Below are 20,969 nucleotides of genomic sequence, written 5' to 3'. Positions count from 1 at the left end.
CGCGCCGCGCGGGGCCGCCGTCCCGGGGCGGCGGCCACCGCGCCGCCGGGCGGCGCCCGCCGGGCGGCGCGGGTCCCGGGGTCGACCGCCACCGGTGTCACGCGCCCACCCCCTCGACCAACCGGTCGGCCGCGGCGTAGGGGTCCAGCTCGCCCGCCACGACCCGCTCGGCCAGGGCGGCCACCGCGCCGCCGCCCCGCGGGCCGCCCATCCGGGCGCGCAGCCGCTCCAGGGCGATGGCCTCGACCTCGCCCGCCGCGCGCCGCACCCGCCGCCGCGCCAGCTCACCGCCCTCGCGCAGCCACGCCCGGTGCGCGTCGAGCGCGGCGACGACGTCCGCGACGCCCCCGCCGCGCGTCGCCACGGCCTTCACCACCGGGGGCCGCCACGACGCGTCGGCGCGCCCCCGCCGCCCGAGCGAGATCACGTGCCCGAGGTCGCGCGCGGTGGCGTCCGCGCCGTCCCGGTCGGCCTTGTTCACCACGAACACGTCGCCGACCTCCAGGACGCCCGCCTTGGCGGCCTGGACGCCGTCGCCCGCGCCGGGCGCGAGCAGCACCGCGGTGGTGTCGGCCAGCGACACGACCTCCACCTCGGACTGGCCGACGCCGACCGTCTCGACCAGCACCACGTCGCAGCCCGCCGCGTCCAGCACGCGCAGCGCCTGCGGCGTCGCCCGCGCCAGGCCGCCCAGCCGGCCGCGGGTGGCCATGGACCGGATGAACACGCCGGGGTCGGTGGCGTGCTCGCCCATCCGCACCCGGTCGCCCAGCAGCGCGCCGCCGGAGAACGGCGACGACGGGTCGACCGCCAGCACGCCGACCCGCTCGCCGCGCTCCCGGTAGGCGCCCACCAGGGCCGAGGTGGTCGTCGACTTGCCCACGCCGGGGGCGCCGGTCAGGCCGACGACCCGGGCGCGCCCGGTGAACGGCGCGAGCGCCCGCGCGACGGCGCGCAGGTGCGGGCCGTCGTCCTCGACCAGCGAGATCAGCCGGGCCACCGCGCGCGGCTGCCCGTCCCGCGCGCGGCCGACCAGGTCCGCGACGTCCACGGTGCGGGTCACACGATCAGACCCGGGGCACCCGCAGGACCAGGGCGTCGCCCTGGCCGCCGCCGCCGCACAGGGCGGCGGCGCCCACGCCGCCGCCGCGGCGCTTGAGCTCCAGGGCGAGGTGCAGCGCGAGCCGCGCGCCCGACATGCCGATCGGGTGGCCCAGCGCGATGGCGCCGCCGTTGACGTTGACCCGGTCCTCGGGGATGCCCAGCTGCCGGGTGGAGACCAGCCCGACCGCGGCGAACGCCTCGTTGATCTCGACCAGGTCCAGGTCGGCCGGGTCGATGCCCTCCTTGGCGCAGGCGGCCCTGATCGCGTTCGCCGGCTGCTCGTGCAGGCTCGCGTCGGGGCCGGCGACCACGCCGTGCGCCCCGATCTCGGCCAGCCAGGTCAGGCCCAGCTCCTCGGCCTTGGCCTTGCTCATCACGACCACGGCCGCCGCGCCGTCGGAGATCTGCGAGGCCGAGCCCGCCGTGATGGTGCCGTCGGCGGCGAAGGCCGGGCGCAGCTTGGCCAGCGCCTCGACGGTGGTGTCGGGGCGCACGCCCTCGTCGGTGGCGAACAGCACCGGGTCGCCCTTGCGCTGGGGGATCTCGACCGGGGTGATCTCCTCGGCGAACACGCCGTTCTCGGCGGCCCGCGCGGCGAGCCGGTGGGAGCGGGCGGAGAACGCGTCCTGCTCCTCGCGGGTGACGCCGTGGCGGGAGTTGTGCTTCTCGGTCGACGCGCCCATGGCCACCTGGTCGAACGCGCAGAACAGGCCGTCCAGGGACATGTGGTCCTGGAGGGTCACGTCGCCGAACTTGTGGCCGCTGCGCGACTTGGGCAGCAGGTGCGGGGCCTGGGTCATCGACTCCTGGCCGCCCGCGACCACGACGTCGAACTCGCCGGCGCGGATGAGCTGGTCGGCCAGCGCGATCGCGTCGATGCCCGACAGGCACACCTTGTTGACGGTCAGGGCGGGCACGGTCATCGGGATGCCCGCGTGCACCGCGGCCTGGCGGGCGGGGATCTGGCCCGCGCCGGCGGTGAGGACCTGGCCCATGATCACGTACTGGACCTGCTCGGGCGCCACGCCGGCCCGCTCCAGCGCCGCCTTGATCGCGACGCCGCCGAGCTGGGCGCCGGAGAAGTCCTTCAACGACCCGAGCAGTCGCCCCATCGGGGTGCGGGCCCCGGCGACGATGACGGAACCGGACACATCGGCCTCCACGAGCGTGTGTAAGCGGTTGTTAACTGGCTACGATACCCAGGGTTACCCAGCGGTAGCCGTGTGAGGCGCCGCACAGCCGCGCCTGCACCGATCCGGCGGCTACCGTGCCTGCCATGCAGGCAGAACTGGACGCCCTCGTCATCGCCGTCGACCACGTCGGGATCGCCGTGCCCGACCTCGACGCCGCCATCGCCTTCCACCGCGAGCACTTCGGGCTGGTGCTCGCGCACGAGGAGGTCAACGAGGAGCAGGGCGTCCGCGAGGCGATGCTGCGGGCGCCGGGCGACGCCGGCGCCGGCACGGCCGTGCAGCTGCTGGCGCCGCTCACGCCGGAGTCGGCCATCGCGAAGTTCATCGGCCGCTCCGGGCCGGGGCTCCAGCAGCTGGCCTACCGGGTGTCCGATGTGGACGCCGCCGCCGCCGCGCTGCGCGCCAAGGGCCTGCGGCTGCTCTACGCCGCGGCGAAGCGCGGGACCTCCGGCAGCCGGGTGAACTTCGTGCACCCGAAAGACGCCGGCGGCGTGCTGGTCGAACTGGTGGAACCCGCCGCGGGCGGTCGCTGAGCGCTGCCGGCAGGGGCTCCCGGGCCCGCCGGCGGGGCGGATCCGCAATCGGGCGAACCGCCAGTGCGTTGGCTCACAGGTCGGGAACTGAATCGGTTACCGGTGGGTAACGTCCGGCACCCCGCGGGGGACGAGCGCCCGCCGCCGTCAGCCGAGCAACCCCCGACCCTGGAGGGAACGCCGTGCAGGAGATCCTCGACGCCATCCTCGCCGGAGAACCGGACGCCCTCGCCTCGCTCGCCGTGCCGCAGTCCTACCGGGGCGTCGCGGTGCACGCCGACGAGGTCGGGATGTTCGAGGGCCTGGCGACCGCGGACAAGGACCCGCGCCGGTCGCTGCACGTGGACGAGGTGCCGACGCCGGACCTCGGCCCCGGCGAGGCGCTGGTCGCCGTGATGGCCTCGGCGATCAACTACAACACGGTGTGGACGTCGATCTTCGAGCCGATGTCGACGTTCGGGTTCCTCCGGCGGTACGGCCGCAGCGCGCCGGAGGCCGCCAAGCACGACCTGCCCTACCACGTGGTGGGCTCCGACCTGGCGGGCGTGGTGCTGCGGACGGGTCCGGGCGTCAACGCCTGGAAGCCCGGTGACCGGGTCGTCGCGCACTGCCTGGACGTGCAGCTGGAGCACCCCGACGGGCACGGCGACACCATGCTCGACCCGGAGCAGCGGATCTGGGGCTTCGAGACCAACTTCGGCGGCCTCGCGGAGCTCGCGCTGGTCAAGGCCAACCAGCTGATGCCCATGCCGAAGCACCTCACGTGGGAGGAGGCGGCGTCACCCGGTCTGGTGAACTCCACCGCCTACCGGCAGCTGGTGTCGACCAACGGGGCGAGCATGAAGCAGGGCGACACCGTCCTGATCTGGGGCGCCTCCGGCGGCCTGGGCTCGTACGCCACGCAGTTCGCGCTCAACGGCGGCGCGACGCCGATCTGCGTGGTGTCCTCGCCGGCGAAGGCGGAGCTGTGCCGCGCCATGGGCGCGGAGCTGGTGATCGACCGGTCCGCCGAGGGCTTCCGGTTCTGGAAGGACGAGCACGAGCAGGACCCGAAGGAGTGGAAGCGGTTCGGGGCGCGGATCCGGGAGCTGACCGGCGGCGAGGACCCGGACATCGTGTTCGAGCACCCCGGCCGGGAGACCTTCGGCGCGTCGGTGTTCGTGGCCAGGCGCGGCGGCACGATCGTGACCTGCGCGTCCACCAGCGGGTACCTGCACCAGTACGACAACCGGTACCTGTGGATGAACCTCAAGCGGGTCATCGGGTCGCACTTCGCGAACTACCGCGAGGCGTGGGAGGCCAACCGGTTGGTCGCCAAGGGGCGGATCCACCCGACACTGTCCAAGGTGTACTCACTGGCGGACACCGGCCAGGCCGCCCACGACGTGCACCGCAACGCGCACCAGGGCAAGGTCGGCGTGCTGTGCCTCGCGCCCGAGGAGGGCCTCGGCGTGCTCGACCACGAGCTGCGCGCGGCGCACCTGACCGGGATCAACCGTTTTCGGGGCGTGTAAGGGAGAACCCCTGTCCGCGCGGGTGGCGCGGTCCCACCCGCGCGCCCGGAACGGGTAGCGTGACCCCCATGGGCCTCGCTGACGACCGTGACCTCGTCCCCCTGGGATCCGGCTTCGACATCGTCAAACGCGGCTACGACCGCGCGCAGGTCGAGGACCACCTGGAGCGCCTCGACTCGGACCTCCGGCTGCTCGCGGCCGACCGGGACGCGGCGGTCTCGCAGACCAACGACCTCGCCCGCCAGCTGGAGGCCGCGCGCTCGGAGATCGCGGAGCTGCGCGGCCAGGTCGAGCGGCTGTCGCTGCCGCCCACCACGCTGGAGGGCCTGAGCGAGCGGCTCCAGCGGATGCTGCGCCTGGCCCAGGACGAGGCCAACGAGATCAAGGCCCGCGCCGAGGCCGAGGGCGGGCACATCCGCGCCAAGGCGGAGTCCGACGCGGCGGCGCTGCGCACCCGCTACGAGAAGCTGCTCGCCGAGCTGGACCAGCGCCGCACCGACATGGAGGCCGAGCACCGCGGCGTGCTGGAGACGGCGCGCGCCGAGGCGGAGCGCATCGTCGGCGAGGCGCGCGAGGCGGCGGCGAGGCTCGACGAGGAGTCGCTCCAGCGGCGGACGACCGTCGAGGAGGACTTCGAGATCGCGATGGCCGCCCGGCGCGTGGAGTCGATGAAGCTGCTGGCCGAGCAGGAGGCCGCCAGCAAGGCCGAGGCCGACCGGCGGGTCCGCGAGGCGGCCGAGGAGGCGGCGCGGGTGCGCGCGCAGATCGCGCAGGAGCAGGCGGCGTCGAACGCGGAGGCCCAGCGCCTGGTCCGCGAGGCCACCGAGGAGGCCAACCGCCGCCGCCACGACTCGATCAGCGAGGCGACCGCGCGCGTGCAGGAGGCGACCGACGAGGCGAACCGCCGCGTCCGCGAGGCCACCGAGGAGTCCAACCGGCGGGTCACGCAGGCGGCGCACAAGGTCGACGCGCTCAAGCAGCTGCGCCACCGCCTGTCCCAGCAGCTGCACGCGGTGCGCACCGCCCTGCACGAGGTCACGCCCCTGCTGGACCCGCTGGAGGAGGAGCGCGCGCAGAACCGCCCCGCGCCGACCCCGCCCGCCCAGAACCCCGGCGCCCAGAACCCCGGCGCCCAGAACCCCGCCGTGCAGAACCCCGGCGCGCAGAACCCCGGCGCGCAGAGCACGGGCGCTCAGCCCGCCGCCGCCCAGAACGCCGGTCCTCAGAACGCCGGTCCTCAGAACGCCGGCGCTCAGAACGCCGGCGCTCAGAACCCCGGCGCTCAGCCCGCGGGCGCTCACGTAGCCCCGGCCGGGTCCCAGGCAGCCGCGGGCCAGGCCGCGTCGACCGAGAGCGCGTCGGGCGGCAAGGCGACCGCGACCCCGGCGGGCCGGCAGGCGGCGACCGACGGCAAGCCCCAGCCCGCCGTCGACGGCAAGCCCCAGGCCGCGCCGGACGGGCCGACCCAGAAGATGGCCCGCCCGAACCCGGCGAAGGCGCGGTCCGGCAAGCGCTGACCCGCGACGGGTCCCGGTTCGGCGGCGGGTCTGCCGCCGCCGGCCCGGCACCACCGCGAACGCCCCCGGCGCCTCCGGCGGCGGGAGGGCTCCGCCCGGGATCGTCGGTCCCGCGCGCTACCTTGCGCGGCATGACCGCGTACCCGGAGGAGATCCGCACCGACCGGCTCCTGCTCAGGCGGGTCGGTCCGGGCGACCTGCGCGCCGCGGTCGAGGTCCTGACCGACCCGGAGGCCGGCCGCCACGACGCGGCGGGCGTGCCCACGCCGGAGGAGGCGCGGGAGCTGCTGGCCGAGTGGCGGGAGCACTGGGCGCGCGAGGGCATCGGGTACTGGGCGGTGGTGCTGCCGGGGACCGGCGAGGTCATCGGGTTCGGCGGCCTGCGCCACCACCGGCTGGGCGGCGAGCCGACGCTCAACCTGTTCTACCGCTTCAGCCCCCGGCACCGGGGTCGGGGCTACGCCCCCGAGATGGCGCGCGCGGCCGTCGAGTGGGCGGGCCGGGCGCTGCCCGACCGGCCGGTGGTGATCATCGTCGACCACGGCAACGCGCCCTCCCGGCGCGTCGCGGAGAAGCTGGGCTTCGCGCACGTGGGCGAGAGCACCACCATCGACGGCCCGGTGCTGGTCTACCGGCGGCAGGGGGCGACGGCGGGCTGACGCCCGTCGCCGCGCTCGGCGCGGGCCGGCGGGGCCGCGGGCACGACCGCGGCGAGCGCGCCGGCGGGCCTGCTCCGCGGGCCTGCCGGGCAGGCCCGCCCGACAGGTCTGCTCCGCGGGTCCTGCCCGGCGGATCCTGCCCGGCGGATCCTGCCCGGCGGATCCTGCCCGGCGGATCCTGCCCGGCGGATCCTGCCCGGCGGATCCTGCCCGGCGGATCCTGCCCGGCGGATCCTGCCCGGCGGATCCTGCCCGGCGGATCCTGCCCGGCGGATCCTGCCCGGCGGATCCTGCCCGGCGGATCCTGCCCGGCGGGTCCTGCCCGGCGGATCCTGCCCGACAGGTCTGCTCCGCAGGGCGGTCACTCCCCCGGCAGCCGCCGCGCGGAGCGGACCCGCAGGGTTGCGGATCGGTTCGCCGGCGCGATGCGGAATGCCTATGCGTCCGCCGGCCGCGCCGGGGTCACCGGCGGCGGGGGGTCGGGCCCCGACGGCCGCGCGAGGTCCAGCAGTGCCGGTGCCAGTGGCGCCGGTCCTCCACCGAGCCGTACTCGGCGGCGGGCCACGCCACGACGTGCGGCGTGCCCGGTCTGATCTCGTGGTCGCAGCCCGGGCAGCGGTAGGTCTTCGTGGTGCCCGCCCCCGAGACGTTCCGGACCAGCCACTCGCCGTCGGGCGCGCTCTCCGACCGCGCCCAGCCGTGGCCGCCCGGGGGCGGGGGTTCGGCGGGGCGGCGCGGGCGGTTGCGGCGGGGCACGAGGGACCAGGGTATCCCGATCGCGTTCGTTGATCGCCTACGGTCCGTGGGGTGAACACCTGGCAGCGGGCTGTGGTCGGAGTGCTGTTGTTGCTGGAGATGGCCGTGCTGGCGCAGCCCGCGCTGCGGGCCGGGCTGGGCGACGTGGCCCCGCTCAACCGGGGCGGCCACCAGGGGATGCTGCTGGCCTCCGGCACCATCCTGCTCGTCACCGCCGGGACGGGGTTGGTGACGATGCTGCTGAGCCCGTCCTCGCGCACGTGGTTGGCCACGTTCGCGGGCGCGCACGCCGCCGCCGCGGGGCTCGGCTGGGCGCACGGGATGCCGCTGCTGACGCTGGTCGCGGCGGTCGCCGCGGCGGCGGTGCCCGCGCTGGTGCTGCTGCCGCGGCAGCGGTCACAATAGGCGCGTGCCCACCTACGAGTTCCGTTGCAAGGCGTGCGGTTCGACGTTCGACGTCAAGCGGCCGATGAGCGAAGCCTCCGCGCCCGCCACCTGCCCGCACGGCCACGACGACACGGTCAAGCTGCTGTCCGTGGTCGGCCTGGGCGGCGCAGGCGCAGGCGCCGGCGTCGGCCTCGACGCGCCCGCTTCCGGCGGCGGGTGCTGCGGCGGCGGCTGCTGCGGCTAGCGGGCCGGGGTCAGCCGGTCGGCTCCTTGGCCAGCAGCACTTCGGCGACCTTCCTGCCCTGCTCGCAGATCGCGCCGAACCTGGCCGAGCCGTCGATCACGATGATGCCGATGCCGCCGCCCGCGTAGTCCATGACCATCACGCACGAGGGCTGCACGGAGGTGTCCGTGGTGCGGTCGAAGTACCGGACCTTGCGGTCGCCCAGGTCGAACTCCCCGTTGCTCTCCTCCAGCGTGATGGGCCGCCCGGCGCGGAAGCGCAGGGTCACGCCGACGTCGAACTCGTCCACCGAGGTCTGCCACTTGCAGGACTGGTCGAACTTCGGGTCGTAGCCGGTGTCGGTCGGCGGGGCCGACCTGTCCCGCACGTCGTAGGGCAGGTCCTTCCAGGTCAGCAGCCCGCAGATGTCGCCGGCCGGATCGGCGCCGGGCGTCCCGGTGGTGGACGGGTCCGGTTCCCCGGTCGTCGACGGCGAGCCGGACGAGAACGGCGGTTCGACGTCGAGCACGCCCGCCGAGACCGGCGTGCCGTTGACCGAGTACGCGCAGCCGGACGCCAGGCCGAGCGCCGCCACCAGGACCGAGAGAACCGCACGCCGCCGCATGGGGTCCACCATGCCAAACGGGAGCGGCCCGCCGGCACTCAGGTGTGGTCGCGGAAGCCCTGGCCGGTCTTGCGGCCGAGCCTGCCCGCCGTGACCAGGTGCTCCAGCAGCGGCGCCGGCGCGAGGCCCTCCTCGCGGAACTCCAGGTGCAGCGCGCGCTCGATGGCCAGCGAGACGTCCAGGCCCACGACGTCGAGCAGCTCGAACGGCCCCATGGGCAGCGAGCAGCCGACCTTCATGGCGTTGTCGATGTCGTCGGCCGAGGCGTAGTGCGCCTCCAGCATCTTCACCGCGTCGTTGAGGTACGGGAACAGCAGCGCGTTGACGATGAACCCGGCGCGGTCGCCGCAGTGCACCGGCAGCTTGCCCAGGTCCAGGCACACCTCCCGGGCGGTGGCGACGACCTCGGCGGACGTGGCGATGGTCCCCACGACCTCCACCAGCTTCATCACCTGCGCCGGGTTGAAGAAGTGCAGGCCCACCACGTCGCCGGGGCGCGAGGTGGCCGCCGCGCACTCGACGACCGGCAGCGAGGAGGTCGTGGTCGCCAGCACCGCGCCCGGCTTGCACACCCGGTCCAGCGCCGCGAACACGGCCTTCTTGACCGGCAGCTCCTCCGCGACGGCCTCCACCACGAGGTCGCGGTCGGCGAGCCGCTCGAACGGCACGGCGGGCGCGAGGCGGGCCAGCGCCGCGTCCCGGTCGGCCTCCGCCAGCCTGCCCCTGGCCACGGCCCGGTCCAGCGACGCGCGCACCCGGCGCAGCGCGGCGTCGGCCCCGTCCTGCGAGCGGGCCCGCAGCACCACGTCGTAGCCGCGCCTGGCGAACACCTCGGCGATGCCGGTCGCCATGGTCCCGGTGCCGACCACGCCGACCCGCCGGACCTCGCGCGCGGGCACGCCGTCGCCGCCGGCGGCGGCGGGGGTGAGCGCGTCCGGCACGACGGTCGGCGAGTCGGGGCCGTCGTAGGTGTGGAAGCCGCGCCCGCTCTTGCGGCCCAGCAGACCGGCCGTGACCATCTGCTTGAGCAGCGGGGCCGGGGCGTGCAGCCGGTCGCGCGACCGGTGGTGCATCGCGTCCAGGATCTCGTAAGCCGTGTCCAGGCCGATGAGGTCGAGCAGCGCCAGCGGGCCCATCGGGTAGCCGCAGCCGTGGCGCATCGCCGCGTCGAGGTCCTCCCGCGTGGCGTAGCGGGACTCGTACATCCGCACGGCGTGGTTGAGGTAGCCGAACAGCAGCGCGTTGGCGATGAACCCGGCCCGGTCGCCGATGACGACCGGCGTCTTGCCCAGCGATCGCGCGAACGCCACCACGTCGGCCACGACGTCCGGCTCGGTGACCACCGTGCGGACCACCTCGACCAGCTCCAGCACCGGGGCGGGGTTGAAAAAGTGCATCCCGACGACCTTGCCGGGCCGCCCGGTGCGGACGCCGATCCCGGTGATGGACAGCGACGAGGTGGTGGACGCGAACACCACGTCGGGCCGGCAGATCCGGTCGAGCGCGGCGAGCACGTCGGCCTTGAGCCCGATCCGCTCGGGCACGGCCTCCACGACCAGGTCGACGCCCGCGAGGGAGTCCAGCGAGGTGCGGTAGTCGATCCGGCCGAGCAGCTCGGCGCGGGCCCGCCCGGTCAGCTTGCCCCGGGCCACCGCGCGCCCGGTGGAGTGCTCGACGTGGCCGCGCCCGCGGGCGAGCCCCTCCTCGTCCGCGTCGACCGCCACCACCGCGTGACCGGCGCGGGCGAGCACCTCCGCGATGCCGGCGCCCATGGTGCCCAGACCGACGATCCCGACCGCGTTGAACCGGCGCGTCACGCTGTACCTCCCGCTCCGCCGAGTGGCTACCGGACGGTAACTTGCGCCCGACTATTCCACGGCCCTCCCGGGCCGTTCACGTGAGCTTCGCCATCCGGATCGAGCAAGTCACCGGTCGGGCCGGGGCCGCCCGCTCACTCGTCGAAGTGCCGGGCGGCGAGCGCGCCCACCCGCCGCACCGCCTCGGCGGCGTCCGGCCCGGTCGCGACGACCTCCACCCGGCTGCCGCCCGGCGCGCCGAGCCCCATCAGGGCGAGCACGCTCGCGGCGTCGGCCTCCCGGCCGCCGTACCGCACGACGACCCGCGCGTCCAGGCCCGCCAGGGAGCGCGCCAGCAGCGCGGCGGGCCGGGCGTGCAACCCGACCTCGTTGGCCAGCAGGACCTCCTCGCGCACACCGTCCTGCGTGGACGGATCGCCGGCAGCCCGGCCGGCCGCGCCGGCGCCCGCACCGGCGGCGGCATCGGCGGCAGCGGCGGCGCCGACCGCGGCGACACCCGCACCGGCGGCAGCAGCGGCATCCGCGCCGGCCGCAGCGGCGGTGCCGGCGGCGGCATCGGCGGCAGCAGCGGCGCCGACCGCGGCAACGCCCGCGCCGGCGGCAGCGGCGGCGGCAGCAGCGGCATCGGCACCCGGATCGGCGACCGGGGCGGCGGCGGAGGCGGCGGCAGCAGCGGCGGCGGCGACCCGGTCCAACCCCGCACCGCCCTGGGCGGCGACGGCCGCCGCGACCGCGCCCTCGACCAGCGGCGCGTCCACGACCAGGACCTCGCCGGCGGCCTCCTCGGCCGCCATCTCCGCGACCATCCGGGCGCTGCCCAGGTCGAACAGCACCACGACGCCGGAGCCCGAGTCGGCCCGCGCGACGGCTTCGGCCACCGCGGGGTAGTCGGTGCCCAGCCCGCCCGCGCCGTCGCCGCCGGAGGGCACGACCGCCACGTCCGGGGCCATCTGCCCGGCCAGCTCCGCCACGCCGTCGGCCAGCGCCCGGCTGTGCGAGACCACCACCAGCCCGATCACCGCGCGCTCCCGGCCAGGGTCCGCAGCAGCAGCGCCGTCGACCGCGCGCCGGGGTCGAGGTGCCCGGCGGAGCGCTCCCCCAGGTACGACGCCCGCCCCTTGCGCGCCACCAGCGGCACGGTCGACTCCGCGCCCTGCTCGGCCGCCTGGGCGGCGGCGGACAGCACCGCGGCGACGTCGCCGCCGGTCGCGGCGACCGATTCCGCCGCCGCCACCGCCGGGGTCAGCGCGTCGACCATGGTCTTGTCCCCCACGGCGGCCTTCCCGCGCGCCACCACGCCTTCCAGCGCCGCCTGCAGCGCCGCGGCCACCGCCCGCGCGTCCAGCTCCGCGACGCCCCCCACGGCCACCGCCGCCCGCCGGAAGGCCGTGCCGAACAGCGGGCCGGCCGCGCCGCCGACCTGGGAGACCAGCGTGGTCGCGGTCAGCTCCAGCACCGCGCCGGGCGTGCCCGGCGCCTCCTCGGCCAGCCGGGGCGCCAGGGCCGCGAACCCCCGGTTGAGGTTCTCGCCGTGGTCGCCGTCGCCGATCTCGCGGTCCAGCCGGACCAGCTCCTCCCGGTGCTCGGCGACCACCCGCGCCACCGCCCGCACCGCGTCCGCGACCCGCTCCGCCGTGCACCCCATCAGACGCCCCACCGCAGCGCGGGCGTGCGCACGGGCGCGTCCCACAGCTCGACCAGCTCGTCGTCCAGCTCCAACAGCGTCAGGCTCATGCCCTGCATCTCCAGACTGGTGGTGTACGAGCCGACCAGCCGCCGCTCCACGGTGATCCCGCGCTCGGCCAGCAGCCGCTCGGCGATGCCGTGCGCCAGGTACAGCTCCAGCAGCGGTGTCCCGCCCATGCCGTTGGTGAGCAGCAGCACCCGGTCGCCCCCGGTGAAGGGCAGGTCCGCCAGGACCGGGTCCAGCAGCGCGGGCACGAGGGAGTCCGCCGGGCCCGCCGGCGCCCGCTGCCGGCCCGGCTCGCCGTGGATGCCGATGCCGAGCTCCACCTCGTCCTCGCCCAGCTCGAAGCTGGGCCGGCCGGCGTGCGGCACGGTGCACGGCGACAGCGCGAGCCCCATCGAGCGGACCCGCCCGACCACCCGGCGCGCCAGCGCCTCGCAGCCGGCCAGGTCCACGCCCCGTTCGGCGGCGGCGCCCACCAGCTTCTCCACCAGCACGGTCCCGGCCACGCCGCGGCGGCCGGCGGTGAACAGCGAGTCCTGCACCGCCACGTCGTCGTCGACCACCACCGACCGCACCTCGACGCCGTCGTCGGCGGCCAGCTCGGCGGCCATCTCGAAGTTCATCACGTCGCCGGTGTAGTTCTTCACGATCAGCAGCGCGCCCGCGCCGGCGTCGGTGCGCGCCACGGCGGCCCGCACCTGGTCGGGCGTCGGCGAGGTGAACACCGCGCCCGGGCAGGCCGCGTCGAGCATCCCGCGCCCGACGAACCCGGCGTGCAGCGGCTCGTGGCCGGACCCGCCGCCGGAGATCACCGCGACCTTGCGCGGCACGGGCGCGTCGGCCCGCACCACCACCGCCGGGTCGTGGTGGACCTCGATCAGGTCGGCGTGCGCGAGCGCCATGCCCCGCAGGGCATCCGCCACCGCGGTCGCCGGATCGTTCACGATCTTCTTCACGGTGACCTCCATCGCCGATGGCCACCACCTTCCTACCCGCTCAGCGCCCGTGGAGCACCCGCACGAGCCGCAGCACGCGCTTGATGGTGCGCGACCCGCGCTCGTAGGTCATCGGGTCGAGCAGCGCCTTGAAGCGCTTGCGCGCGACGGCGTGCGCGTAGGTGAACTCGCGCAGGCCGTCCTCGCCGTGGACGCGCCCGAACCCCGAGTCGCCGACGCCGCCGAAGGGCAGGCCGGGCACGGACGCGTACGCCAGCACGGAGTTCACCGACACCATCCCGCAGCGCAGCCGCGCCGCCAGCTCCTCGCCCCGGTCGCGCGAGAACACCGCGGCGCCCAGCCCGTAGGGCAGCGCGTTGGCCCGCCGCACCGCCTCGTCCGCGTCGGCCACCCGGGTCACCACCAGGACCGGCCCGAACGTCTCCTCGGTCGCGGCGGCGGCGTCCTCGGGCACGTCCACCAGCACCACGGGCCCGACGTACGGCGGGCGGACCGACTCCGCGCCGCCCACCACCGCGCGCCCGCCCCGCTCCAGCGCGTCGGCCACGTGCGACCGGATGACCTCCACCTGCTCGGGCGTGGTGATCGGCCCGAAGTCGGCGTCCGGGTCGCCGCCGGGCCGCAGCGCGCGGGCCTTGTCCGCCACCAGCCGGACGAACTCGTCGTACACCGCGTCCGCGGCGTACACCCGCTCGACGCCCGCGCAGGTCTGCCCGGCGTTGAACAGCCCGCCCCACACCGCGCCGCGGGCGGCGGCGGCGACGTCCGCGTCCTCGGCCACGATCAGCGCGTCCTTGCCGCCGCACTCCAGCAGCACGGGCGTGAGCGTCGCCGCGCACGCCGCCATGACCGCGCGACCGGTCGCGGTGGACCCGGTGAACGCCAGCTTGTCCACCCCGGCCGCGCACAGCGCCGCGCCGGTCTCGCCGAACCCGGTCACCGCCTGGAGCACCGGGTGCTCGGGCACGACCTCGGCGAACGTCCCGGCCAGGAACACCCCGACGCCCGGCGTGTGCTCGCTCGGCTTGAACACCACGGTGTTGCCAGCGGCCAGCGCGTAGGCGATCGACCCCATCGGCGTGAACGCCGGGTAGTTCCACGGCCCGATCACGCCCACCACGCCCAGCGGCCGGTACTCCAGCGACGCCGCGTGGTTGTACATCAGCAGACCGGAGCGGACCCTGCGCCTGCCCAGCACCCGGGGCGCCTGCCGGGCGGCCCAGCGCAGGTGGTCGACCACCAGCGCCAGCTCGGTGCGCGCGTCGTCGGCGGACTTGCCGGTCTCCGCGCTGATCAGGGCCTGGAACTCGGGCAGCCGGCGGACCAGCAGCCGCCGCCACGCGTCCAGCCGCCGGCGCCTGCCGTCGAACCCCAGCCCCGCCCAGAAGGCCGCCGCCGCCCGGCCGGCCGCCACCGCCGCGCGCACCTCGGCCGCGCCGTGCACCGGGTGGTGCGCGACGACCTCACCCGTGCGCGGGTCCAGCGAGGCGAACCGCCGCTGCCCGTCGTCGGCCCGCGGCGGCGTGCCGGGAGCGGTCTGCGTCATGGGTGGCCCTCCGAGGCGCGCGAGGTGTTACTCGACAGTAACGGGTAGCGCCCGGCGGTGTCAGCCCCGTCAGCCCTTCGGGATCTTGGGCAGCACGGCCTTGGCGAACCCGACGGCCGCCGCGCACCGGTCGAACTCGTTCTTCTTCGGCCCCGCCGACTTGACCTCCACCAGCTCGCCCTTGTCGCCGGGGTTGAGCCGCTGGACCCACTTCACCGAGCACGACGGGTAGGCGCCGGCGTTGGCCAGCTGGTAGCCGGTGGTCCCGCCGCCGAGGTCCACCTCGGTCTGCTTGGTGTCGAACTTGCGGTCGGGCGGGATGAACGACCAGCGCAGGTCGAGCGTGACCTCCCGGCCGTCGCTGACCCACGAGCAGTTGTGCAGGCCGTAGGGGAACACCCGGTTCACCGAGCCGACCGCCGCGGTCACCGCGGCCTGGTCGGCCAGCACGCACGGGTCGAGCGTGACCAGCGAGTCCCGCGGCGGCGTCTGCGCGCCCACCCTCTTCTTGATCAGCTCCACCACCGACTGGGCGACGACCCGGCCGATGCCGCACGAGTCACCGTCCTTGTAGCCGATCTGGACGGTGAGGCCCAGCGCGGGCTTCTCCTGGGTGATCACCGAGACGAAGCAGGCGCTGGTGTCGAGGGTCTGCTCGTAGCTCTTGAGGCCCGCGAGCTGCTTGTCGGCGTTCTTCAGCTCGGTGGTCATCGTCTGACCGGTCTCGACGGTGACCGCGAGGTCCTTGCCGCCCTTGTCCTCCATGAAGTTCGAGCACCGGCTGAACCCGCTGGGCGAGGGCTCCCCGGGGGCGCCGAACTGCGCGAGCACGTCGGGGTCGAGCAGCTTGCACGGGTCGATCACCCGGAGCTTCTCCGGCGCGAACGCCGGGTCCACCGGCCCGCCGTCGGCGGAGTCCGTCGGCGTCGGGGCGGAGGACTCGGTCTCCTTGCCCGCGTTCGCCTGGATGGTGCTGCGCGGGTAGGGCTTGTGCTTGGCGAGGTCCGCTCCGGCGCAGCCGGACAGGACGAGGAGCGCGCAGAGGGCGACGGCGAGGCGGGGCACGGGAGCACGGTAGCGAGCGATTCGCCCATTCGTGGCCTTAACCCTGTGTCGGGCCTCACCACGGGGTTCGGGAACGATTCAGAACATCGACGCGCTGTACCCGGTGACCCCCTATGAGAGGAGCACTGAGTGCGCGACCGAATCCGCCGCGCTGTCCGCTGGCTCGACGCCTGGACCGTCGAGGCTTTCAACCCCGTCTACCCGCGCCGCTAGGCGCCTTCCCGCGCGTCCGCGTCGTCGGGGACCACGACGGGCCGCAGGAGCGCCCAGGCGGCGAACAGCGCCGCCAGGGCGACCATCCCGACGCCGGACCACAGGTTGATGTTGAGCCCGTCGGCCTTGGCCAGGTCGGACTCGTCGGTGAAGACGAGCCCGACCACCGCCAGGACCACGCCGTAGATCCCGAACAGGACCGCGATCACCAGTCGCAGGTCGAACAGACCGGCCTTGTGCGCCACGACGACCTCCCTCAGCCGAAGACGATGTTGAGCACGACGGTCAGCGCCAGGACGCCCACGCCCAGCACCAGCGGCGAGCGGTACCAGCCGGCGTCCTCACCGGTCGTGGAGTGCCGGCGGGACTCCTTCGGCGTCAGGCTGTAGACCAGCCCCACCAGCCGCTCCTCCGGCACCGGCCGGGTCACCGCCGTGACCGCCACGCTGACCACGATGTCCACCACGAACGCCGCGCCCGCGCCCACGAAGCTCGCGCCCTGGCCGGGCAGGTCCACCACGCCGGTCTCGGCGAGCACGAACACCAGCACCGCCGCCAGCGTGCCCGCCACCAGACCGATCCAGCCCGCCGCCGCCGACATCCGCTTCCAGAACATCGCCAGGATGAACGTGGCGAACAGCGGCGCGTTGAAGAACGAGAACAGCGCCTGGATGTAGTCCATGATGTTGCCGTAGCCGGCGGCGAGGAACGCCGTGCCGATGGCGACCACCGTGCCGCCGACCGTGGCCAGCCGGCCGATCCGCAGGTAGTACTCGTCGGGCCGGTCCTTGCGGATGTAGTCCTGCCACAGGTCGTAGGTGAACACCGTGTTGAACGAGGACACGTTCGCCGCCACGCCGGCCATGAACGACGCCAGCAGGCCCGTGATGGCGATGCCGAGCATCCCGTTGGGCAGCAGCTCGCCGATCAGCGCGGGCAGCGCGTTGTTGTAGACGATGCCGGAGCTGTCGTCACCCGCCTTCAGCGCCGCCAGCTCGGGCACCACCAGCGCCGCGATGATGCCGGGGATGATCACCACGAACGGGATCAGCGCCTTCGGGTAGGCGCCGATGATCGGCGTGCGCCGGGCCGCGGACATGCTCTTGGCCGACAGCGCGCGCTGCACCTCGGCGAAGTTCGTGGTCCAGTAGCCGAACGAGAGCACGAAGCCCAGGCCGAACACGATGCCGAGCACGCTGAGCACGGGGTTCTGGATGCCGGTCAGCTCGGTCGCGGGCCACGCGGACAGCTGCTCGGAGCCGCCGGGCCCGGCCGTCACCCGGTCCACCAGGCCCTGCCAGCCGCCGACCTTGTGCAGGCCGACGAGGGTCAGCGGCAGCAGCGCGGCGACGATCACGAAGAACTGCAGCACCTCGTTGTAGATCGCCGCGGACAGGCCGCCGAGCGTGGTGTAGGCGAGCACGATCAGGGCGGCGATGACGACCGACAGCGGGATCGGCCAGCCGAGCATGAGGTTGAGCAGGAACGCCAGGGCGTAGAGGTTCACGCCCGCGATCAGCACCTGGGCGACGGCGAAGCTGATGGCGTTGACCAGGTGCGCGCCCTTGCCGAAGCGGCGGCGCAGGAACTCGGGGACGCTGCGCACCTTGGAGCCGTAGTAGAAGGGCATCATCACCAGGCCGAGGAAGACCATGGCCGGGATCGCGCCGATCCAGTAGTAGTGCACGGTCGCCATGCCGTACTGGGCGCCGTTGGCGGCCATGCCCAGCAGCTCGATGGCGCCGAGGTTGGCGGAGATGAACGCGAGGCCGGTGACCCAGGCGGGCAGCGAGCGGCCGGAGAGCAGGAAGTCCAGGCTCGACGAGACCGAGCGGCGGGCCAGGAAGCCGATACCCAGGACGAACGCGAAGTAGATCGCGAGCAGCGCGTAGTCCAGCGGCCCGGCGTCCAGCCGGAGATCCGCCTGCGCCTCGGCGAGCACGGGCACCGTCGCCCACCTCCCTATTCAACAATGTCCAACAGCACCGGACACTAACGCACACCGATCAAGCAGACGGTAGTGCAACCGGGGCCGCTTCGCCGATCTGGACTACCCGCGGTCAAACCCCGGGCCGGGGCGGTCCCCGACGCCGGAGCGGGAGGTGGCGGGCGGTGCGGGCGCGCCGCGGGCCGGTGGCCGGCCCGTCGGCGTCAGCGCACTATCGGGTGAGGACGAACGGGGTCTCGGCGTAGAACGGGCCGGCGGTCGCCCCGAGGACGAACTGCGTGCCCGGCGCGACGTCCTCGAACGAGTCGGGCACCCGCACCGGCACCCCGGCGAACCGGCCGGCGGCGTCCGTGGTGGCGTCCCCGACCCGCTCGCCGTGGAACGTGAAGACGACCCGCGCGTTGGCCGGGTAACCGCCACCGCTGAGCCGGATCTCGTCACCGGCCCGGCCCGCCTGCGGCTGGGCGGCGAGCAGGGCGGCGGGCGCCCGGGCCGCGGAACCCGCGACCGGTGTCACCGGCGACGGCGACGGCGCGGCGGCCTCGGCGGCGCAGCCGGTGAGCGCGGCGAGGGAGATCAGGGCTACCGTCAGGCGGGGTCTTCGGCAACGCACGACGCCTCCATTTTCCGGGACGTCAGCGTATATCGCGGGTTCGGCCCTGCCACGCGACCGAACGGCGTACACCGCGACCGTTGCCGGGCCTTTCCCGAACCATTCGCCCGACCGACCGCCACCGGCCCGCCGCGGACGGCATCACCGCAGTTGAGCGCCCGTCGAGCCGCAGGCGCGCACCCCGCTGCGAAGGATCCCGGCAGCACTCGCCCACCACCGCTGACCGCACTTGTCGGGATTTCCGGCATTACCTCCGCGCCGAGGCCGTGGAATGCCGATCGACGTGCGCGGAACAGCCGTCGACACGCGGGAGGCCCACCTGCCCGCGGCCGGCTCGGAACAGCCGGGGCTCGTCGGGCTCGGCGCCGCGCAGCGCGTCGTGGTCCGGGACCGCGCAGCGGGTGCCGCCCGCCTGGCGGCCGGCGCGCAGGTGACCGGTCCGGTGCTGTCGTTCTCCTGGCGCCTGGACGAACAGGGCGAAGGCGAGGAGTGGCAGGTGCAGTCGGCTCAGAACAGCCGGAACTCGTCGGGCTCGATGCCGCGCAGCGCGTCGTAGTCCAGGACCACGCAGCGGATGCCCCGGTCCTCCGCCAGCGTCCGCGCCTGCGGCTTGATCTGCTGCGCGGCGAACACCCCCTGCACGGGGGCCAGCAGCGGGTCGCGGTTGAGCAGTTCCAGGTAGCGGGTCAGCTGCTCCACGCCGTCGATCTCGCCGCGCCGCTTGATCTCCACCGCCACCGACCCGCCGGCCGCGTCCCGGCACATCAGGTCGACCGGGCCGATCGGCGTCGGGAACTCGCGGCGGACCAGGGTCCAGCCCTCGCCCAGCGTCGTCACGTGCTCGGCCAGCAGCTTCTGCAGGTCGGCCTCCACGCCGTCCTTGACCAGGCCCGGCTCCGGGCCCAGCTCGTGCTTCGAGTCGTGCAGCACCTCGGCCATCGTGATGACGAGCTTCTCGCCCGCCTTGTTCTGCACCACCCACAGGTCCGGCTCCTCGATCAGCCAGCACGGCGGGCTCATCCAGTTCAGCGGCTTGTACGCCCGGTCGTCGGAGTGGACCGACACCGAGCCGTCTGCCTTGATCAGCAGCAGCCGCTGGGCCATCGGCAGGTGGGCGGTGAGGCGTCCGACGTAGTCGACCTGGCAGCGAGCGATGACTAGGCGCACGGCCGACAGGCTACGGGGTTCAAGGGCCGGGGGGCCGACAGGTACCGTCGGGCGACGTGTCACTCCTCCGCACGAAGCCGGTCGACCGGATCGCCGACGACGGCGAGCACACCTCGTTGCGCCGCACCCTCGGGCTGGTGCCGCTGATCGCGCTGTCGGTCGGCGCGACGCTGGGCACGGGCATCTTCGTGGTGCTCGGCCAGGCCGCGCCGGTGGCCGGGCCCGCGGTGGCGGTGTCGTTCGTCGTCGCCGCGCTGGCCGCGCTGTTCTCCGCCCTGTCCTACGCCGAGCTGGCGGGCGCGGTGCCGGTGTCCGGGTCCGCCTACTCCTACACCTACGCGACGCTGGGCGAGCTGGTCGCGTGGGTCTGCGGCTGGTGCCTGCTGCTGGAGTACGGGGTGTCGGTGGCGGCCGTCGCGGTCGGGTGGAGCGGCTACCTCAACGCCTTCCTGGACGCCACGCTGGGCGTGCAGCTGCCGGAGGCGCTCAGCGGCGGCGTGGTGAACCTCCCGGCGGCGGTCGTCGTGCTGCTGGCCACCGGGGTCCTGCTGGGCGGGGTCCGGGAGAGCGCCGCGGTCACCACCGTGACGACGGTCCTGAAGGTCCTGGTGCTGCTGTTCTTCGTCGTGGTGGCCGTGTTCGGCTTCCGGTCGCAGAACCTGGCGCCGTTCGCGCCCGCCGGCGTCGCCGGGATCACCGGGGCCGCGTCGCTGGTGTTCTTCTCGTTCATCGGCTTCGACGCCGCGTCCACGGCCGGCGAGGAGGCGAAGAACCCGCAGCGGGACCTGCCGCGCGCCATCGTGATCTCCCTGGCGATCGTCACCGTCGTGTACGTGCTGGTGGCGCTGACCGCGGTCGGCGCGGCCGGGGTGGACGCGCTGGCGGGGTCGGACGCCTCGCTCGCGGTGGTGCTCGGGCAGCTGACCGGCGCGGACTGGCCCGCGACGATCCTGTCGGCGGGCGCGGTGGTCGCGATCGCCTCCGTCGTGCTGACCGTCCTGTACGGGCAGACCCGGGTGCTGGTCGCGATGTCCCGCGACGGCCTGGTGCCCGGCGTCTTCGCCCGCGTCGGGCGCCGGCGGGTCCCCGCGGTGAACACGGTGATCGTCGGCGTCGTGGTCGCGGCGCTGGCCGCGCTGGTGCCGCTCGGCCAGCTCGCCGAGGCCACCAGCATCGGGACCCTGGTGGCGTTCGGGCTGGTCAACATCGGTGTGATCGTGCTGCGCCGGACCCGGCCGGACCTGCCGCGCGGGTTCCGCACGCCGTGGGTGCCGGTGGTGCCGCTGCTCGGGCTGGGGCTGTGCGCGCTGCTGGTGGTCGGGCTCGCGCCCGCCACCTGGTTGGCCTTCGCCGTCTGGTCCGCGGTGGGGCTGGTGGTGTACTTCGCGTACGGACGGCGCCACTCGGAGTTGGCCCGAGCGGACCAGGCGCAGGGAAGGTGAA

General features: G+C 74.8%; 22 protein-coding genes. 8 read left to right on the top strand and 14 right to left on the bottom strand.

Features of this window, described 5'->3' with window-relative positions; genetic code table 11:
* Window positions 1–97: 97 nt before the first annotated feature.
* Window positions 98–1,063, bottom strand: coding sequence for a methylmalonyl Co-A mutase-associated GTPase MeaB (gene meaB / locus JOE68_RS20225; RefSeq protein ID WP_204843863.1), 966 nt, complete (start codon window positions 1,061–1,063; stop codon window positions 98–100).
* A 4-nt stretch (window positions 1,064–1,067) separates the two neighbouring features.
* Window positions 1,068–2,255, bottom strand: coding sequence for an acetyl-CoA C-acetyltransferase (locus JOE68_RS20220; RefSeq protein ID WP_204843862.1), 1,188 nt, complete (start codon window positions 2,253–2,255; stop codon window positions 1,068–1,070).
* Window positions 2,256–2,380: 125 nt separating this feature from the next.
* Here JOE68_RS20220 and mce point away from each other — a divergent pair, with 125 nt between their 5' ends.
* From mce to JOE68_RS20200, 4 genes are all read left to right on the top strand, one after another.
* Window positions 2,381–2,830: a methylmalonyl-CoA epimerase gene (gene mce / locus JOE68_RS20215; RefSeq protein WP_204843861.1), complete on the top strand. Its 450-nt coding sequence runs from the start codon at window positions 2,381–2,383 to the stop codon at window positions 2,828–2,830.
* A 182-nt stretch (window positions 2,831–3,012) separates the two neighbouring features.
* Window positions 3,013–4,344 (top strand): crotonyl-CoA carboxylase/reductase, encoded by a 1,332-nt coding sequence (gene ccrA / locus JOE68_RS20210; RefSeq protein WP_204843860.1) that lies wholly within the window; start codon window positions 3,013–3,015, stop codon window positions 4,342–4,344.
* Between the two features lie 68 nt (window positions 4,345–4,412).
* Window positions 4,413–5,861 carry a chromosome segregation protein gene (locus JOE68_RS20205; protein WP_204843859.1) on the top strand — a complete coding sequence of 483 codons (1,449 nt, stop codon included), beginning with the start codon at window positions 4,413–4,415 and terminating at the stop codon, window positions 5,859–5,861.
* Window positions 5,862–5,992: 131 nt separating this feature from the next.
* Entirely contained in the window at window positions 5,993–6,520 is a 528-nt protein-coding gene (locus JOE68_RS20200) for a GNAT family N-acetyltransferase (protein ID WP_204843858.1), read from the top strand.
* Between the two features lie 462 nt (window positions 6,521–6,982).
* Here the strand turns inward: JOE68_RS20200 and JOE68_RS20195 are convergent, their stop codons facing one another.
* Window positions 6,983–7,276, bottom strand: coding sequence for an Rv1322 family protein (locus JOE68_RS20195; RefSeq protein WP_204843857.1), 294 nt, complete (start codon window positions 7,274–7,276; stop codon window positions 6,983–6,985).
* 51 nt (window positions 7,277–7,327) lie between these two features.
* Here JOE68_RS20195 and JOE68_RS20190 point away from each other — a divergent pair, with 51 nt between their 5' ends.
* On the top strand, window positions 7,328–7,681 hold the full coding sequence (locus tag JOE68_RS20190; protein WP_204843856.1) for a hypothetical protein: 354 nt from the start codon (window positions 7,328–7,330) through the stop codon (window positions 7,679–7,681).
* A gap of 4 nt (window positions 7,682–7,685) precedes the next feature.
* Complete coding sequence (locus JOE68_RS20185) at window positions 7,686–7,907, top strand: FmdB family zinc ribbon protein (RefSeq protein WP_204843855.1); 222 nt, start codon at window positions 7,686–7,688, stop codon at window positions 7,905–7,907.
* A gap of 10 nt (window positions 7,908–7,917) precedes the next feature.
* On the opposite strand, the gene JOE68_RS20180 is transcribed toward JOE68_RS20185, so the two are convergent.
* The 10 genes from JOE68_RS20180 to JOE68_RS20135 all read right to left on the bottom strand — a co-directional run bounded on the left by JOE68_RS20180 (window position 7,918) and on the right by JOE68_RS20135 (window position 18,359).
* Complete coding sequence (locus JOE68_RS20180) at window positions 7,918–8,511, bottom strand: DUF3558 family protein (RefSeq protein ID WP_204843854.1); 594 nt, start codon at window positions 8,509–8,511, stop codon at window positions 7,918–7,920.
* Between the two features lie 38 nt (window positions 8,512–8,549).
* A complete protein-coding gene (locus JOE68_RS20175) occupies window positions 8,550–10,328 on the bottom strand; it encodes a 3-hydroxyacyl-CoA dehydrogenase family protein (RefSeq protein ID WP_204843853.1) in 1,779 nt (592 codons plus the stop codon).
* Between the two features lie 134 nt (window positions 10,329–10,462).
* On the bottom strand, window positions 10,463–11,347 hold the full coding sequence (dhaM, locus tag JOE68_RS20170) for a dihydroxyacetone kinase phosphoryl donor subunit DhaM (RefSeq protein ID WP_307819774.1): 885 nt from the start codon (window positions 11,345–11,347) through the stop codon (window positions 10,463–10,465).
* On the bottom strand, window positions 11,344–11,973 hold the full coding sequence (gene dhaL, locus JOE68_RS20165) for a dihydroxyacetone kinase subunit DhaL (protein ID WP_204843852.1): 630 nt from the start codon (window positions 11,971–11,973) through the stop codon (window positions 11,344–11,346). Before dhaL ends, dhaM begins: the two co-directional genes overlap by 4 nt.
* Window positions 11,973–12,974 carry a dihydroxyacetone kinase subunit DhaK gene (gene dhaK / locus JOE68_RS20160; protein ID WP_204843851.1) on the bottom strand — a complete coding sequence of 334 codons (1,002 nt, stop codon included), beginning with the start codon at window positions 12,972–12,974 and terminating at the stop codon, window positions 11,973–11,975. The genes dhaL and dhaK overlap by 1 nt, the downstream gene beginning before the upstream one ends.
* Before the next feature lie 40 nt (window positions 12,975–13,014).
* Entirely contained in the window at window positions 13,015–14,520 is a 1,506-nt protein-coding gene (locus JOE68_RS20155; RefSeq protein ID WP_204843850.1) for an aldehyde dehydrogenase family protein, read from the bottom strand.
* 69 nt (window positions 14,521–14,589) lie between these two features.
* Window positions 14,590–15,585, bottom strand: a complete 996-nt coding sequence (locus tag JOE68_RS20150; RefSeq protein WP_204843849.1) for a DUF3558 family protein — start codon at window positions 15,583–15,585, stop codon at window positions 14,590–14,592.
* A gap of 209 nt (window positions 15,586–15,794) precedes the next feature.
* Complete coding sequence (locus JOE68_RS20145) at window positions 15,795–16,043, bottom strand: hypothetical protein (RefSeq protein WP_204843848.1); 249 nt, start codon at window positions 16,041–16,043, stop codon at window positions 15,795–15,797.
* 11 nt (window positions 16,044–16,054) lie between these two features.
* Window positions 16,055–17,746, bottom strand: a complete 1,692-nt coding sequence (locus JOE68_RS20140) for a sodium:solute symporter family protein (protein ID WP_204843847.1) — start codon at window positions 17,744–17,746, stop codon at window positions 16,055–16,057.
* 211 nt (window positions 17,747–17,957) lie between these two features.
* Window positions 17,958–18,359: a hypothetical protein gene (locus JOE68_RS20135; RefSeq protein WP_204843846.1), complete on the bottom strand. Its 402-nt coding sequence runs from the start codon at window positions 18,357–18,359 to the stop codon at window positions 17,958–17,960.
* A gap of 271 nt (window positions 18,360–18,630) precedes the next feature.
* On the opposite strand from JOE68_RS20135, the gene JOE68_RS20130 reads away from it, so the two are divergent.
* On the top strand, window positions 18,631–18,915 hold the full coding sequence (locus tag JOE68_RS20130) for a hypothetical protein (RefSeq protein ID WP_204843845.1): 285 nt from the start codon (window positions 18,631–18,633) through the stop codon (window positions 18,913–18,915).
* On the opposite strand, the gene nucS is transcribed toward JOE68_RS20130, so the two are convergent.
* The gene (gene nucS, locus JOE68_RS20125; RefSeq protein WP_204843844.1) at window positions 18,867–19,526 is read right to left on the bottom strand and encodes an endonuclease NucS; all 660 of its coding nucleotides are present in this window, start codon (window positions 19,524–19,526) and stop codon (window positions 18,867–18,869) included. The genes JOE68_RS20130 and nucS overlap by 49 nt on opposite strands.
* 56 nt (window positions 19,527–19,582) lie before the next feature.
* Between nucS and JOE68_RS20120 the strand changes: the two genes are divergently transcribed.
* Window positions 19,583–20,968, top strand: a complete 1,386-nt coding sequence (locus JOE68_RS20120) for an amino acid permease (RefSeq protein ID WP_204843843.1) — start codon at window positions 19,583–19,585, stop codon at window positions 20,966–20,968.
* The last annotated feature ends 1 nt before the right edge of the window (window position 20,969 follow it).

The organism is Saccharothrix algeriensis (genome assembly GCF_016907655.1).
Taxonomy (GTDB): Bacteria; Actinomycetota; Actinomycetes; order Mycobacteriales; family Pseudonocardiaceae; genus Actinosynnema; species Actinosynnema algeriense.
This window is presented reverse-complemented; position numbering and strand designations above follow the sequence as displayed.